The organism is Streptomyces decoyicus (genome assembly GCF_019880305.1).
GTDB lineage: Bacteria > Actinomycetota > Actinomycetes > Streptomycetales > Streptomycetaceae > Streptomyces > Streptomyces decoyicus.
In genome coordinates, this window is the sequence record NZ_CP082301.1 from 3,796,886 (window position 1) to 3,810,020 (window position 13,135).

At 66.7% G+C, this 13,135-nt stretch carries 21 protein-coding genes; 1 reads left to right on the top strand and 20 read right to left on the bottom strand.

The window, feature by feature from the left end:
- Nucleotides 1-5: 5 nt before the first annotated feature.
- Complete coding sequence (locus tag K7C20_RS16485) at nt 6-878, top strand: hypothetical protein (RefSeq protein WP_053208559.1); 873 nt, start codon at nt 6-8, stop codon at nt 876-878.
- Nucleotides 879-939: 61 nt separating this feature from the next.
- Here K7C20_RS16485 and truA read toward each other — a convergent pair whose 3' ends face one another.
- The 20 genes from truA to rplX form a co-directional block, all read right to left on the bottom strand.
- Nucleotides 940-1,800, bottom strand: coding sequence for a tRNA pseudouridine(38-40) synthase TruA (gene truA, locus K7C20_RS16490; protein WP_030074815.1), 861 nt, complete (start codon nt 1,798-1,800; stop codon nt 940-942).
- A gap of 161 nt (nt 1,801-1,961) precedes the next feature.
- Nucleotides 1,962-2,429: a 50S ribosomal protein L17 gene (rplQ, locus tag K7C20_RS16495; RefSeq protein WP_030074813.1), complete on the bottom strand. Its 468-nt coding sequence runs from the start codon at nt 2,427-2,429 to the stop codon at nt 1,962-1,964.
- Nucleotides 2,430-2,557: 128 nt separating this feature from the next.
- Complete coding sequence (locus K7C20_RS16500) at nt 2,558-3,580, bottom strand: DNA-directed RNA polymerase subunit alpha (RefSeq protein ID WP_003956430.1); 1,023 nt, start codon at nt 3,578-3,580, stop codon at nt 2,558-2,560.
- A 109-nt stretch (nt 3,581-3,689) separates the two neighbouring features.
- Nucleotides 3,690-4,316: a 30S ribosomal protein S4 gene (rpsD, locus tag K7C20_RS16505; protein WP_030074811.1), complete on the bottom strand. Its 627-nt coding sequence runs from the start codon at nt 4,314-4,316 to the stop codon at nt 3,690-3,692.
- A gap of 26 nt (nt 4,317-4,342) precedes the next feature.
- Nucleotides 4,343-4,747, bottom strand: a complete 405-nt coding sequence (gene rpsK / locus K7C20_RS16510; RefSeq protein ID WP_004571845.1) for a 30S ribosomal protein S11 — start codon at nt 4,745-4,747, stop codon at nt 4,343-4,345.
- Nucleotides 4,748-4,843: 96 nt separating this feature from the next.
- Entirely contained in the window at nt 4,844-5,224 is a 381-nt protein-coding gene (gene rpsM / locus K7C20_RS16515; protein WP_030074809.1) for a 30S ribosomal protein S13, read from the bottom strand.
- Nucleotides 5,225-5,418: 194 nt separating this feature from the next.
- Nucleotides 5,419-5,532 carry a 50S ribosomal protein L36 gene (rpmJ, locus tag K7C20_RS16520; protein WP_003956441.1) on the bottom strand — a complete coding sequence of 38 codons (114 nt, stop codon included), beginning with the start codon at nt 5,530-5,532 and terminating at the stop codon, nt 5,419-5,421.
- A gap of 60 nt (nt 5,533-5,592) precedes the next feature.
- Nucleotides 5,593-5,814, bottom strand: coding sequence for a translation initiation factor IF-1 (gene infA, locus K7C20_RS16525; protein ID WP_003956442.1), 222 nt, complete (start codon nt 5,812-5,814; stop codon nt 5,593-5,595).
- Between the two features lie 211 nt (nt 5,815-6,025).
- On the bottom strand, nt 6,026-6,868 hold the full coding sequence (gene map, locus K7C20_RS16530; protein WP_053208558.1) for a type I methionyl aminopeptidase: 843 nt from the start codon (nt 6,866-6,868) through the stop codon (nt 6,026-6,028).
- A 123-nt stretch (nt 6,869-6,991) separates the two neighbouring features.
- A complete protein-coding gene (locus K7C20_RS16535) occupies nt 6,992-7,648 on the bottom strand; it encodes an adenylate kinase (RefSeq protein WP_222892618.1) in 657 nt (218 codons plus the stop codon).
- On the bottom strand, nt 7,648-8,961 hold the full coding sequence (gene secY / locus K7C20_RS16540) for a preprotein translocase subunit SecY (protein ID WP_053208556.1): 1,314 nt from the start codon (nt 8,959-8,961) through the stop codon (nt 7,648-7,650). The genes K7C20_RS16535 and secY overlap by 1 nt, the downstream gene beginning before the upstream one ends.
- Nucleotides 8,962-9,188: 227 nt before the next feature.
- Nucleotides 9,189-9,644: a 50S ribosomal protein L15 gene (rplO, locus tag K7C20_RS16545; protein WP_030074798.1), complete on the bottom strand. Its 456-nt coding sequence runs from the start codon at nt 9,642-9,644 to the stop codon at nt 9,189-9,191.
- 1 nt (nt 9,645) lies between these two features.
- Nucleotides 9,646-9,828 carry a 50S ribosomal protein L30 gene (rpmD, locus tag K7C20_RS16550; protein WP_030074796.1) on the bottom strand — a complete coding sequence of 61 codons (183 nt, stop codon included), beginning with the start codon at nt 9,826-9,828 and terminating at the stop codon, nt 9,646-9,648.
- Nucleotides 9,828-10,430 (bottom strand): 30S ribosomal protein S5, encoded by a 603-nt coding sequence (rpsE, locus tag K7C20_RS16555; protein ID WP_006604888.1) that lies wholly within the window; start codon nt 10,428-10,430, stop codon nt 9,828-9,830. Before rpsE ends, rpmD begins: the two co-directional genes overlap by 1 nt.
- A 46-nt stretch (nt 10,431-10,476) precedes the next feature.
- The gene (gene rplR, locus K7C20_RS16560; RefSeq protein WP_030074793.1) at nt 10,477-10,860 is read right to left on the bottom strand and encodes a 50S ribosomal protein L18; all 384 of its coding nucleotides are present in this window, start codon (nt 10,858-10,860) and stop codon (nt 10,477-10,479) included.
- A 3-nt stretch (nt 10,861-10,863) separates the two neighbouring features.
- Entirely contained in the window at nt 10,864-11,403 is a 540-nt protein-coding gene (gene rplF, locus K7C20_RS16565) for a 50S ribosomal protein L6 (RefSeq protein WP_030074792.1), read from the bottom strand.
- Between the two features lie 22 nt (nt 11,404-11,425).
- The gene (gene rpsH / locus K7C20_RS16570) at nt 11,426-11,824 is read right to left on the bottom strand and encodes a 30S ribosomal protein S8 (protein ID WP_006604885.1); all 399 of its coding nucleotides are present in this window, start codon (nt 11,822-11,824) and stop codon (nt 11,426-11,428) included.
- Nucleotides 11,825-12,063: 239 nt separating this feature from the next.
- Complete coding sequence (locus K7C20_RS16575; RefSeq protein ID WP_004571834.1) at nt 12,064-12,249, bottom strand: type Z 30S ribosomal protein S14; 186 nt, start codon at nt 12,247-12,249, stop codon at nt 12,064-12,066.
- A 2-nt stretch (nt 12,250-12,251) separates the two neighbouring features.
- A complete protein-coding gene (rplE, locus tag K7C20_RS16580; protein WP_030074789.1) occupies nt 12,252-12,812 on the bottom strand; it encodes a 50S ribosomal protein L5 in 561 nt (186 codons plus the stop codon).
- Nucleotides 12,812-13,135 (bottom strand): 50S ribosomal protein L24, encoded by a 324-nt coding sequence (gene rplX / locus K7C20_RS16585; protein ID WP_006604883.1) that lies wholly within the window; start codon nt 13,133-13,135, stop codon nt 12,812-12,814. Before rplX ends, rplE begins: the two co-directional genes overlap by 1 nt.

Sequence of the window (13,135 nt, forward strand, 5' to 3'; positions counted from 1 at the left end):
GCGGCATGAGCTTTGGGCAAGGGGGGCCGTTCGACGGCCCCGGGGGTTCGTCGTCGTCCACTCCGGACTGGGGTGCACTCGCCGCGGAGAGCGAGGCGCAGGCCCGCCGCAAACGCCGCTTGTGGATCGGCGGCGGTGCGCTGGCGGCCCTCGCGGTGGCCGGCATCGTCACCGTCGCCGTCATGGCCGGCGGCAGTGGTTCTCCGGGCGGCAGCCCGACGGCGGCGCCCACGGCGTCCGACCAGGCCGCGGTGCCGGACGACAAGCCGTCCTTCCCCGACGTCTCCGTGCCGCCCCCGCCCAACCCGCGGGACTTCATCTCCGACCCGAAGAAGGACAAGGCGCCGCTCACCCCGGCCACCCTCTTCGCGCAGAAGAGCATGGTCGTCGGCGAGCACACCTACCCGCGTACCCACACCGCCACCACCAAGGACTGCACCGCCGCCGCCCAGGGACCGCTCGTCTCGTCGCTGACCCACAACGGCTGCAAGCAGCTGCTGCGCGCCACGTACGCCAAGGACGGCGTCGCCGTCACCGTCGGCATCGCGGTCTTCGACTCCCCCGCCAAGGCCGCCAAGGTCATGAACGAGAACAAGGCCAACCTCATGCCGCTGCCCGGCGGCGGGGTCCCCGCGGACTTCTGCCAGGGCACGAAGTGCCGGATGGCGACCAATGCCACCGGCCGCTACGCCTACTTCACGATCGCCGGCTACCTCAACGGCAAGGACGTCACCGCCACCGAGACCAAGGCCCGGCAGATCGCCCAGGACGGCGGCTCCTACGCGTTCAGCCAGATCACCCAGCGCGGCAAGGACCAGGCCGCGAAGGTCGCCGAGCAGCAGCTGCGGGAAGCCCGGAAGAAGGCCGGCAAGTCCTGACCGTCGCCGGTGGCGCCGCCCTTCCCGGCGGCGCCACCGGCGAGGCCTTCCAGGCCGCCGGTCAGCAGCAGCCGGCCCCGCTCCCGGGCAGCGTCCGCTTGTTCCGCGCCTCCTGATTGCGCGCCATCAGCAGCTCATCGGCCGGGTAGCCGACCTCCTCCAGCGTCAGCCCGTGCGGCCGTACGACATGCACCGCGGAGTCCCGCACCCCGGCGGCCAGCACCTTCCCCGGCCACTCCACCGGCCGGTGCCCGTCCCCCACGAACAGCATCGCCCCCACCAGCGACCGCACCATGTTGTGGCAGAAGGCATCCGCCCGGACGGTCGCCGTGATGATCCCGTCCGCCCCCCGCGACCAGCTCAGCTCCTGGAGCGTACGGATCGTCGTCGCGCCCTCCCGCCGCTTGCAGTACGCCGCGAAGTCGTGCTCCCCCAGCAGCGGCCGCGAGGCCTCGTTCATCGCGTCGACGTCGAGCTCCCAGTCGTGCCACAGCACATGGCTCCGCAGCAGCGGATCCACGCCGCCGTGGTGATCGGTCACCCGGTACGCGTACCGCCGCCAGATCGCCGAGAACCGCGCGTTGAACCCGTACGGCGCCTCGGCCAGCCGCCACACCCGCACGTCCTTGGGCAGCCGCCCGGCCAGCCGCCGCAGCAGCCTCTCCCGGTGCTCGGCCCACACCGTCTCGGGCAGGTCCACATGCGCCACCTGGCCCCGCGCATGGACCCCCGCGTCCGTCCGCCCGGCCACGGTCAGCTCATACGTCTCCCCGGACCGCGTCACCGTCCGCAGCGCGTCCTCGATCTCCCCCTGCACGGTCCGCCGCCCGCCGGCCTGCTTCGCCCACCCGGAAAAGTCCTTTCCGTCATAGGAAAGGTCCAGCCGCACCCGGACGAACCCGGGCTCCACTTCGTCACTCACGACAGCAATCCTCCCTCACGCCATGGACCCTCGTTGCGGCACGGGCAGAACCCGCGGCCACAGCGGGCCCGCCCCGCCGCCCACGGCGAAGCGAAGCCCGTCCGCCCACGCGAAAGCGGGCCCGCCCCGAAGGGCGGACCCGCTCACACGTAAGTCAGGACTCAGGCGTCCTTCGACTCCTCGGTCGCCTCGGCAGCCGTGGCCGCCTCCGCGTCCTTGGCCGCACGCTTCGTCGCGGCCTCGGCCTCACCGGTGGCCTGCTGGGCCACGGTCAGCGCCTCCACCAGCTCGATGACGGCCATGGGAGCGTTGTCGCCACGACGGTTACCGATCTTGGTGATACGGGTGTAGCCACCCGGGCGGTTCTCGAACCGCGGGGCGATCTCCGTGAAGAGCGTGTGCACGACGCTCTTGTCCGAGATCAGCTGCATGACCTGACGGCGGTTGTGAAGGTCGCCCTTCTTCGCCTTGGTCACCAGGCGCTCCGCGTACGGACGCAGACGACGGGCCTTGGCCTCGGTCGTCGTGATGCGGCCGTGCTCGAACAGCGAGGTGGCCAGGTTGCGCAGCATGAGGCGCTCGTGCGCAGCGCTGCCGCCCAGACGGGCACCCTTGGCGGGCTTCGGCATGGTGTATCTCCTTCATTGCTGCACCGGCCGTATCAGGTACCGGTGTCAGTTCCCACGAGGCGGGCGCCCCGCGGAAGGCTCACGGCTGAGGCCCGGGGCACGCGGCCCCGGACCCCAGCCGGACAAACTCAGTACTGCTCGGTCTCCACGAACCCGGCGTCCGCGTCGTCGTCGGCGCCGAAGGCGTCGGCGGCGGCGGTCGGGTCGAATCCGGGCGGGCTGTCCTTGAGGGCCAGGCCCATGCCGGCCAGCTTCGCCTTGACCTCGTCGATCGACTTCGCACCGAAGTTGCGGATGTCGAGCAGGTCGGCCTCGGAGCGCGCCACGAGCTCACCCACGGAGTGGATGCCCTCACGCTTGAGGCAGTTGTACGAGCGGACCGTGAGCTCCAGCTCCTCGATCGGCAGCGCCAGGTCGGCAGCCAGGGCGGCGTCCGTCGGGGACGGGCCCATGTCGATGCCCTCGGCGTCGATGTTGAGCTCGCGCGCCAGACCGAACAGCTCGACCAGGGTCTTACCGGCGGACGCCATGGCGTCACGCGGGCGCATGGCCTGCTTGGTCTCGACGTCGACGATCAGCTTGTCGAAGTCGGTGCGCTGCTCGACACGGGTCGCCTCGACCTTGTACGTGACCTTGAGCACCGGCGAGTAGATGGAGTCGACCGGGATACGGCCGATCTCCTGGCCCACCTGCTTGTTCTGGACGGCGGAAACGTAGCCGCGACCGCGCTCGACGGTCAGCTCCATCTCCAGCTTGCCCTTGCCGTTGAGGGTGGCGAGGACCAGGTCCGGGTTGTGCACCTCGACACCGGCCGGCGGGGCGATGTCAGCAGCGGTGACCAGGCCGGGGCCCTGCTTGCGCAGGTACATCACGACCGGCTCGTCGTGCTCCGAGGAGACGACCAGCTGCTTGATGTTGAGGATGAGGTCGGTGACGTCCTCCTTGACGCCCGGCACGGTGGTGAACTCGTGCAGGACACCGTCGATGCGGATGGACGTGACCGCCGCACCCGGAATCGAGGAGAGGAGCGTACGACGCAGAGAGTTGCCGAGGGTGTAGCCGAAGCCCGGCTCCAGCGGCTCGATCACGAACCGGGAGCGGTATTCGTCGACGACCTCTTCGGTCAAAGAGGGACGCTGAGCAATCAGCATGTTGTTCGATCCTTCAGTCGTGGACGCCCGCTATTTGACGCCCGCTGTACTGACAAGGGTACGGGCGGCACGGCGCCATAGGCTCCGTACCGCCCCCACCGGTCAGCTCTTACTTGGAGTAGAGCTCAACGATCAGCTGCTCCTGCACCTGGGTGTCGATCACCTGGCGCTCGGGCATGCTGTGCACGAGGATCCGCAGGTTCGACGGAATCGCTTCCAGCCAGGCCGGAACGGTCCGCTCGCCGGCCTCGGCCTGCGCCACCGCGAACGGGGTCAGGTTCCGGGAGCTCGCGCGAACCTCGATGATGTCGTTGGCAGCCACACGAGCCGACGGAATGTCGGTCTTGCGGCCGTTCACGGTGATGTGTCCGTGACGGACCAGCTGACGGGCGTGGTCACGGGACTTGGCAAAGCCGGCCCGGTAGACCACGTTGTCGAGACGAGTCTCAAGGATGCGCAGAAGGTTCTCACCGGTCTTGCCGGACTTCTGGTTCGCTTCCTTGTAGTAGTTCACGAACTGCTTCTCAAGGACACCGTAGATACGGCTGCACTTCTGCTTCTCACGAAGCTGGAGCAGGTACTCGCTGTCCTTGGTGCGCCCGCGACCGTGCTCACCCGGGGGGTAAGGACGAATCTCGATCGGGCACTTTGCGCTCTCGCACTTGCTCCCCTTGAGGAAGAGCTTCTGCTTCTCCCGACGGCAACGCTTGCAGTCGGCCCCGGTGTAACGCGCCATATTGTTTTGTCTCCTACTTCAGCTGGTCAGACGCGGCGGCGCTTGGGCGGGCGGCATCCGTTGTGCGGAGTGGGGGTGACGTCCTGGATCGAACCCACCTCGAGGCCGGTGGCCTGGAGGGAGCGGATCGCGGTCTCACGGCCGGAGCCGGGACCCTTGACGAAGACGTCGACCTTGCGCATGCCGTGCTCCTGCGCGCGACGCGCGGCCGACTCGGCGGCCATCTGCGCGGCGAAGGGGGTGGACTTGCGCGAGCCCTTGAAGCCGACGTGGCCGGCAGAGGCCCAAGAGATCACGTTGCCCGTGGGGTCGGTGATCGAAACGATCGTGTTGTTGAACGTGCTCTTGATGTGAGCGTGCCCGTGGGCAACGTTCTTCTTCTCCTTGCGGCGCACCTTCTTGGCGCCGGCCGTACGGCCCTTCGGAGGCATTCATTACTCCCGTGGAGGTGGTCGGTCCTACAGCGAAGACCGCTTGCAGGGGTCCGGGGGGTGTCCCCCAGAGCACACAGTGCGTCCTGCTGAGGACTACTTCTTGCCCGGCTTCTTCTTGCCGGCGATCGCGCGACGCGGACCCTTGCGGGTACGGGCGTTCGTGCTGGTGCGCTGACCGTGCACCGGCAGACCGCGACGGTGACGCAGACCCTGGTAGCAGCCGATCTCGACCTTGCGGCGGATGTCGGCCTGAATCTCGCGACGGAGGTCACCCTCGGTCTTGAGGTTGTTGTCCACGTACTCGCGGATCTTGATGAGGTCTTCCTCGGCAAGGTCGCGAACACGGGTGTTCGGGTTCACGCCGGTGGCGGCGAGGGTCTGCTGCGACAGCGTCCGCCCGATACCGAAGACGTAGGTGAGGGCGACCTCCACACGCTTTTCGCGCGGGAGATCAACGCCTGCGAGGCGTGCCATTGATGTGGCTCCTGATGGCTATTCGGAGGTCTTCCGCAGCACCGTTCCCGTAAGACTCTGAAGAATTACGAGCCGGGTCCCCGGCCTCCGAGCCGAGGGTGTCGTCCCACGCGAGAAATGCGGGGGTCGGGTGACTGCGTATGTACGTATGTTGCGTCGCGCGAAAACTGCGAAATGCAGGTGGTCGGCGTGCGTCAGCCCTGGCGCTGCTTGTGGCGCAGGTTGTCGCAGATGACCATGACCCGGCCGTGGCGGCGGATCACCTTGCACTTGTCGCAGATCTTCTTGACGCTCGGCTTGACCTTCATGGGATGTGAGGTTCTCCGGGTCAGTGCCGTCACCCCACGGGAGCGGGGCGGCGACAAGATCTACTTGTATCGGTAGACGATCCGGCCACGCGTCAGGTCGTACGGAGAAAGCTCCACCACGACCCGGTCATCCGGGAGGATACGGATGTAGTGCATCCGCATCTTGCCGCTGATGTGCGCGAGGACCTTGTGACCGTTCTGGAGCTCCACCTTGAACATGGCGTTCGGGAGAGACTCGATCACGGTGCCCTCGATCTCGATGGCACCTTGCTTCTTGGCCACGCTTCGCCCTTCGAATCGGCTACCTTGATCGACACCCCCGCACCTCGCCCTCAACCAAGAGGGCATACGGATGCACGAGAGCCGACGCGTCAGTCTACGACAGTGCCTGGGAAAAGACGAATCCAGGATTATTGCCCACTCGGGGAGATCCTTACGCCGACGGCCCCGTCGGGGCGGTCGGCTCGGGCGAAGCGAGGGTGCTCTGTGGCCCTCAGGACCCTGCGGCAGGATCGGGCGCAGCCGTGATGCCCAGCTCGGCCAGCTTGGCCTTGCCGCCGTCCGGCGCGGTCAGCACCAACGGGCCGTCCTCGGTCAGCGCGACCGAGTGCTCCCAGTGCGAGGACCAGCTGCCGTCGTTCGACTTGACCGTCCAGTCGTCGTCGAGAACGTGGGTCTTGGCCGTGCCGAGGTTGACCATCGGCTCGATGGCGATGCAGAAGCCGGGCACCAGCTTCGGGCCGCGGCCGCGCTTGCGGTCGACGTAGTTCAGCAGATGCGGGTCCATGTGCATCTGCGAGCCGATGCCGTGGCCGCCGTAGTCCTCGACGATGCCGTACTTGCCGCTCGCCGGACGGGGCTGGCGGCGGATGTAGCCCTCGATCGCCTTGGAGATGTCGACCAGCCGGTTGCCCTTGGCGACCGCGGCGATGCCCGCCCACATCGACTCCTCGGTGACCCGGCTGAGCTCGACCAGCTCCGCGGAGTGACCCGACCCGACGAAGGCGGTGTACGCCGCGTCGCCGTGCCAGCCGTCGATGATCGCGCCGCAGTCGATGGAGATGATGTCGCCGTTCTGCAGCACCGTCTCGGTGTCGGGGATGCCGTGGACCACGACATCGTTGACCGAGGTGCAGATCGTCGCGGGGAAGCCGCCGTAGCCGAGGAAGTTCGACTTCGCTCCGTGCTCGGCGAGCACCTTGCGCGCCGCGTCGTCCAGGTCCTTGGTCGTGGCGCCGGGCACCGCGGCCTTCCGGGTCGCCGCGTGAATGGCGGCGACCACCAGCCCCGCCTCGCGCATCTTCGCGATCTGCTCGGGGGTCTTGATCTCCACCATGACGGCTGGCGCCTTCCTGAACCGACTACAACGCTTGTCCGGCGGCCGTCACGACCGCCCCGTACACGATACGGCCGCGGTGCCCCTTGCGGGCACCGCGGCCGTATCGGAAGCCGTGTGCTGCTATGCGTCCCGGGACGGCAGGGCCGCCATCGAGCGCTTGGTGACCTCGTCGACCTTGCCCATGGCCGGGATGGTGACGACCAGGTCCTGGGCCTTGTAGTAGTCGATGATCGGCTCGGTCTCCGTGTGGTAGACCTCCAGCCGCTTGCGGACGGTCTCCTCGCGGTCGTCGTCCCGCTGGTACAGCTCGCCGCCACAGGTGTCGCAGACGCCCTCGGCCTTCGGCTTGTTGTACTCGGCGTGGAAGACGTGGCTGCTGTCGTTGCGGCAGATGCGCCGGCCGGCGATCCGCTTCACGACCTCGTCCTCGGGGACCTCCAGGTCCAGGACGGCGTCCAGCGTGAGGTGCTTGTCCTTGAGGTACTCGTCCAGCGCCTTGGCCTGGCCCAGGTTCCGCGGGAAGCCGTCCAGCAGGAAGCCGTTGGCCGCGTCGGCCTGCTCCATCCGGTCCTCGGCCATCGCGATGGTGACCGAGTCGGGTACCAGGTTGCCGGCGTCCATGTACGACTTCGCCTCGCGGCCGAGGGGCGTGCCCTGGCTGATGTTGGCGCGGAACAGGTCCCCCGTGGAGATGTGCGGGATCTCGAGGTTCTTGGCAAGGTACGCAGCCTGCGTACCCTTGCCGGCCCCCGGGGGTCCGACGAGGACGATTCGCATCAGCGGAGGAACCCTTCGTAGTTGCGCTGCTGAAGCTGGCTCTCGATCTGCTTCACGGTCTCCAGGCCCACACCCACGATGATGAGGATGCTCGTCCCGCCGAACGGGAAGTTCTGGTTCGCGTTGAAAAGCACCAACGCCACTGTTGGTACGAGCGCGATCAGCCCCAGGTACAGCGAGCCCGGCCACGTGATCCGGTTGAGCACGTAGCTGAGGTACTCGGCCGTCGGGCGACCAGCCCGGATACCCGGGATGAAGCCACCATACTTCTTCATGTTGTCGGCAACTTCTTCGGGGTTGAAGCTGATGGCGACGTAGAAGAACGCGAAGAACACGATCAGCAGGAAGTACGTAACGATGTAAACCGGGTGATTTCCCTTGGTGAAGTTGGTGGCGACCCACGTCGCCCATGCCGCCTTCGACCCGCTGAACTGTGCAACGAGGGCTGGAATGTAGAGCAGCGATGACGCGAAGATGACGGGAATCACACCCGCCTGGTTCACCTTGAGCGGGATGTACGTGGACGTACCGCCATAGGACCGGCGGCCGATCATCCGCTTCGCGTACTGCACGGGGATGCGCCGCTGAGCCTGCTCGACGAAGACCACCAGCGCGACCATCGCCAGGCCCACCGCGATCACCGCGAAGAACTCGATCCAGCCGTCGGCCAGCTTGCCCTGGAGCTTGATCTGCCACAGCGCGCCCGGGAAGCCGGCGGCGATCGAGATGAACATCAGGATCGACATGCCGTTGCCGATACCGCGGTCGGTCACCATCTCGCCGAGCCACATGATCAGGGCCGTACCGGCGGTCATCGTGATGACCATCGTGATGGTGGTGAAGACGGAGTCGCTGGGCACGATCTCGCTGGCGACCGGGCAGCTCTGGAAGAGCGCACCGCTGCGGGCGGTGGCCACCAGGCCGGTGCCCTGGAGGATGGCGAGCGCCACGGTCAGATAGCGGGTGTACTGGGTGATCTTCGCCTGGCCGGACTGCCCCTCCTTCTTGAGGGCCTCCAGCCGCGGGATCACCACGGTCAGCAGCTGGAGGATGATGCTCGCCGTGATGTACGGCATGATCCCCAGCGCGAAGATCGTGATCTGCAGCAGCGCACCACCGCTGAACATGTTCACCAGGGCGAACAACCCGCTGTTACCGCCGGCCTGTTTCATGCAGGTCTCGACGTTCGCGTAGTTCACCCCGGGGACCGGGACGTGTGCGCCGATCCGGTAGAGCACCACGATGCCCAATGTGAACAGCAGCTTCTTGCGCAGGTCGGGCGTCTTGAACGCTCGGGCGAACGCGGTGAGCACGGTGCCTCCTGCGCCCCCCGCCTTGAATGCGGGAGGTGACGGTCTTGAGGATCGACGAATAGTGAGCGGCTAAAAACCGCGCGGACATGGCCCGCGCGGCGGGGGCCCGGGGCCGGGGCCCCGGAAAACAACAGTCCATGCCACCTTACCGGCGACCCTACCCCCGTGGAACGACCAACCGGGGATGCCCAAACGATGGGCATCCCCGGTCAGTTGAACCAACGAACTCAGATGAGCTCGGTGACGGTGCCGCCGGCAGCGGCGATCTTCTCCTTGGCGGAGCCGGAAACGGCGTCAACCGAAACCTGCAGCGCCACGGAGACCTCGCCCTGGCCCAGGACCTTGACGAGCTCGTTCTTGCGCACCGCGCCCTTGGCAACCAGATCGGCCACCGTGACCTCGCCACCCTGCGGGTAGAGCTCGGCCAGCTTGGTCAGGTTCACGACCTGGAACTGCTTGTGGGCGGGGTTCTTGAAGCCCTTCAGCTTCGGGAGGCGCATGTGGAGGGGCATCTGCCCGCCCTCGAAGCGCTCCGGAACCTGGTAACGGGCCTTCGTGCCCTTGGTACCACGACCAGCGGTCTTACCCTTGGACGCCTCACCACGACCGACACGGGTCTTGGCGGTCTTGGCACCCGGGGCAGGACGGAGGTTGTGGACCTTCAGCGGGTTGTTCTCCGCCATGTCAGTCGACCTCCTCAACCGTCACGAGGTGGCGGACGGTGTGCACCATTCCGCGGAACTCGGGGCGGTCCTCCTTGACAACCACGTCGTTGAGCCGCTTGAGGCCCAGCGAACGAAGGGTGTCGCGGTGGTTCTGCTTGCTACCGATGAAAGACTTCGTCTGCGTGATCTTGAGGTGCGCCATTACGCGGTCACCCCGGCACGCGCCCGCAGCAGAGCGGCGGGAGCAACGTCCTCCAGCGGCAGGCCACGACGGGCCGCGATCTCCTCGGGGCGCTGAAGGCCCTGAAGCGCGGTCACCGTGGCGTGCACGATGTTGATCGGGTTCGACGAACCGAGCGACTTGCTCAGCACGTCGTGGATGCCCGCGCACTCCAGAACGGCACGCACGGGGCCACCGGCGATCACACCGGTACCGGGGGAAGCCGGCTTGAGCAGGACAACGCCCGCAGCCTTCTCGCCCTGGATGGGGTGAGGGATGGTGCCCTGGATACGGGGGACCTTGAAGAAGTTCTTCTTGGCCTCTTCCACGCCCTTGGCGATGGCAGCCGGAACTTCCTTGGCCTTGCCGTAACCGACACCTACGGTGCCGTCACCATCGCCCACCACGACCAGCGCGGTGAAGCTGAAGCGACGGCCACCCTTGACAACCTTGGCGACACGGTTGATCGCGACAACGCGCTCAACGTATGCGGTCTTCTCGGCGGCAGCGCCACCGTCGCGACCCTTCCGGTCCCGCCGCTCGCCGCCACCGGCACCGCTCCCGCGGCGCTGGGGTCCAGCCATTGGATTTACCTCTCTCTGTTACGTCCGCTAGCTCCGGAACCGGGGCTTAGAACTTCAGCCCGGCTTCGCGGGCGGCGTCGGCCAGAGCGGCAATCCGCCCGGCGTACTGCTTGCCACCACGGTCGAACACGACGGCCTCGACACCGGCGGCCTTGGCACGCTCGGCGACCAGGGAGCCGACCTTCTGAGCCTGAGCGCTCTTGTCGCCCTCGCCACCACGGATCGACGCGTCCAGGCTCGACGCCGAGGCCAGCGTGTGGCCCGCAATGTCGTCGATGACCTGAGCGGTGATGCCACGGTTGGACCGCGTCACCACCAGACGCGGACGCTCCGGGGTACCCGAAATCCGCTTACGGATGCGGATGTGGCGCCGCTTCGCAGCGGCCCGCTTGTAAGCGTCGCCCTTGGCGATCTTCACACCGTATGCCATGGCTTACTTACCAGCCTTTCCGACCTTGCGGCGGATGACCTCGCCGGCGTACTTGACGCCCTTGGCCTTGTACGGGTCAGGCTTGCGCAGCTTGCGGATGTTCGCCGCAACCTCGCCGACCTTCTGCTTGTCGATGCCCTCGACGCTGAGCTTGGTCGGGGACTCGACCTTGAAGGAGATGCCCTCGGGGGCCTCGATCAGGATCGGGTGGCTGTAGCCCAGGGAGAACTCCAGGTTGGAGCCCTTCGCCTGGACGCGGTAACCGACACCGCTGATCTCGAGCGCCTTGCTGTAGCCCTGGGTCACGCCGGTGATCATGTTCGCCACCAGCGTGCGGGACAGGCCGTGCAGGGCCTTGTTCTGACGCTCGTCGTTCGGGCGGACAACGTTGATCACGCCGTCCTCACCCTTGGCGACCTCGATGGGCGCCGCGACGGTGTGCGAGAGAGAACCCTTGGGGCCCTTCACCGCGACCGTACGGCCATCGATGGTGACGTCCACACCAGCGGGAACCTGGATGGGCAGCTTGCCAATACGCGACATTAGCTATTCCTCCGTTCCCTGGTTACCAGACGTAGGCGAGGACTTCCCCACCCACGCCCTTCTTGCTGGCCTGCTGACCGGTCAGGAGACCGTGGGACGTGGAGATGATCGCCACGCCCAGGCCGCCGAGGACCTTCGGCAGGTTGGTGGACTTTGCGTAGACCCGCAGGCCCGGCTTCGAAATCCGCTTGATGCCGGCGATCGAGCGCTCGCGGTTCGGGCCGAACTTCAGCTCGAGGACGAGGTTCTTGCCAACCTCGGCGTCCTCGACGCGCCAGCCGGTGATGTAGCCCTCCTGCTGGAGGATCTCCGCGATGTGCGACTTGATCTTGCTGTGCGGCATCACGACGGTGTCGTGGTACGCCGAGTTCGCGTTACGCAGACGGGTCAGCATGTCTGCGATGGGATCAGTCATGGTCATGAATTGGCCTTCGGCCTCTCTCGCCGGGGTTTCCTATGTGCGCCATCCCTCTCCCCGATCAGAGTCGGGACGGGTGCGGCGCGGGGACCTACGGCGTAGTAAGCGACTTTATGCGGGCACGGCCCGCGGTCGGTCTCGGGCGGCGGGGCGCCCAAACCCTTCTACCCTACGGGAAAGAAGGGGTGGGGCGCCCACCGGCCCAATGCTTACCGAGAGCCCTGGTCATCCCAATGAAGGGATTACCAGGAGCTCTTGGTCACGCCCGGCAGCTCGCCACGGTGAGCCATCTCACGAAGGCACACGCGGCACAGGCCGAACTTGCGGTAGACGGAGTGCGGACGGCCGCAGCGCTGGCAACGCGTGTACGCGCGGACAGCAAACTTCGGCTTACGAGCCGCCTTAGCGATCAGAGCCTTCTTCGCCACGGTCAGTTCTCCTTGAACGGGAAGCCGAGGTGACGAAGCAGGGCGCGGCCCTCATCGTCGTTGGACGCCGTGGTGACCACGGTGATGTCCATGCCCCGCGTCCGGTCGATCTTGTCCTGGTCGATCTCGTGGAACATGACCTGCTCCGTGAGACCGAAGGTGTAGTTGCCCCGACCGTCGAACTGCTTCGGGGACAGACCACGGAAGTCGCGGATGCGCGGCAGCGCCAGCGACAGCAGGCGGTCCAGGAACTCCCACATGCGGTCACCGCGGAGGGTGACGTGGGCACCGATCGGCTGGCCCTCACGCAGCTTGAACTGCGCGATGGACTTACGGGCCTTGGTGACGGCCGGCTTCTGTCCGGTGATCGTGGTGAGGTCGCGGATGGCGCCCTCGATCAGCTTGGAGTCGCGGGCGGCGTCGCCCACACCCATGTTGACCACGATCTTGGTCAGACCGGGGATCTGCATGACGTTCTCGTACGAGAACTCGTCCTTCAGCTTCCCGGCGATCTCTTCGCGGTAGCGCGTCTTCAGACGCGGCGCGTTGGTGGTGGCAGTCATCAGATGTCCTCACCGGTCCGCTTGGCAACGCGGATCTTGTTGCCCTCGTCGTCGAAGCGGTATCCGACGCGGGTAACGACCTTGTTGCCGTCCTTCTCCACGACCAGCTGAACATTGCTGACGTGGACAGGGGCCTCGGTCGTCACGATGCCGCCGGTCTTCGAACCACGAGCGGTCTGTCCGGCCTTGGTGTGCTTCTTGACCCGGTTGACACCCTCGACCAGGACACGGTCCTCGCGGGGGAAGGCCTGGATGACCTTGCCCTGCTTGCCCTTGTCCTTACCGGTGATGACCTGGACCAGGTCGCCCTTCTTGATCTTCAT

Excerpts from the sequence above, each read along its gene's own strand:
- K7C20_RS16485 (WP_053208559.1), top strand. The coding sequence starts at position 6 with ATGAGCTTTGGGCAAGGGGGGCCGTTCGACGGCCCCGGGGGTTCGTCG.
- rplQ (WP_030074813.1), bottom strand. The coding sequence starts at position 2,429 with ATGCCGAAGCCCGCCAAGGGTGCCCGTCTGGGCGGCAGCGCTGCGCAC.
- K7C20_RS16500 (WP_003956430.1), bottom strand. The coding sequence starts at position 3,580 with ATGCTGATTGCTCAGCGTCCCTCTTTGACCGAAGAGGTCGTCGACGAA.
- rpsD (WP_030074811.1), bottom strand. The coding sequence starts at position 4,316 with ATGGCGCGTTACACCGGGGCCGACTGCAAGCGTTGCCGTCGGGAGAAG.
- rpsK (WP_004571845.1), bottom strand. The coding sequence starts at position 4,747 with ATGCCTCCGAAGGGCCGTACGGCCGGCGCCAAGAAGGTGCGCCGCAAG.
- rpsM (WP_030074809.1), bottom strand. The coding sequence starts at position 5,224 with ATGGCACGCCTCGCAGGCGTTGATCTCCCGCGCGAAAAGCGTGTGGAG.
- rpmJ (WP_003956441.1), bottom strand. The coding sequence starts at position 5,532 with ATGAAGGTCAAGCCGAGCGTCAAGAAGATCTGCGACAAGTGCAAGGTG.
- map (WP_053208558.1), bottom strand. The coding sequence starts at position 6,868 with ATGGTGGAGATCAAGACCCCCGAGCAGATCGCGAAGATGCGCGAGGCG.
- K7C20_RS16535 (WP_222892618.1), bottom strand. The coding sequence starts at position 7,648 with ATGCGAATCGTCCTCGTCGGACCCCCGGGGGCCGGCAAGGGTACGCAG.
- rplO (WP_030074798.1), bottom strand. The coding sequence starts at position 9,644 with ATGGCGGAGAACAACCCGCTGAAGGTCCACAACCTCCGTCCTGCCCCG.
- rpmD (WP_030074796.1), bottom strand. The coding sequence starts at position 9,828 with ATGGCGCACCTCAAGATCACGCAGACGAAGTCTTTCATCGGTAGCAAG.
- rpsE (WP_006604888.1), bottom strand. The coding sequence starts at position 10,430 with ATGGCTGGACCCCAGCGCCGCGGGAGCGGTGCCGGTGGCGGCGAGCGG.
- rplR (WP_030074793.1), bottom strand. The coding sequence starts at position 10,860 with ATGGCATACGGTGTGAAGATCGCCAAGGGCGACGCTTACAAGCGGGCC.
- rplF (WP_030074792.1), bottom strand. The coding sequence starts at position 11,403 with ATGTCGCGTATTGGCAAGCTGCCCATCCAGGTTCCCGCTGGTGTGGAC.
- rpsH (WP_006604885.1), bottom strand. The coding sequence starts at position 11,824 with ATGACCATGACTGATCCCATCGCAGACATGCTGACCCGTCTGCGTAAC.
- rplE (WP_030074789.1), bottom strand. The coding sequence starts at position 12,812 with ATGACTGCCACCACCAACGCGCCGCGTCTGAAGACGCGCTACCGCGAA.
- rplX (WP_006604883.1), bottom strand. The coding sequence starts at position 13,135 with ATGAAGATCAAGAAGGGCGACCTGGTCCAGGTCATCACCGGTAAGGAC.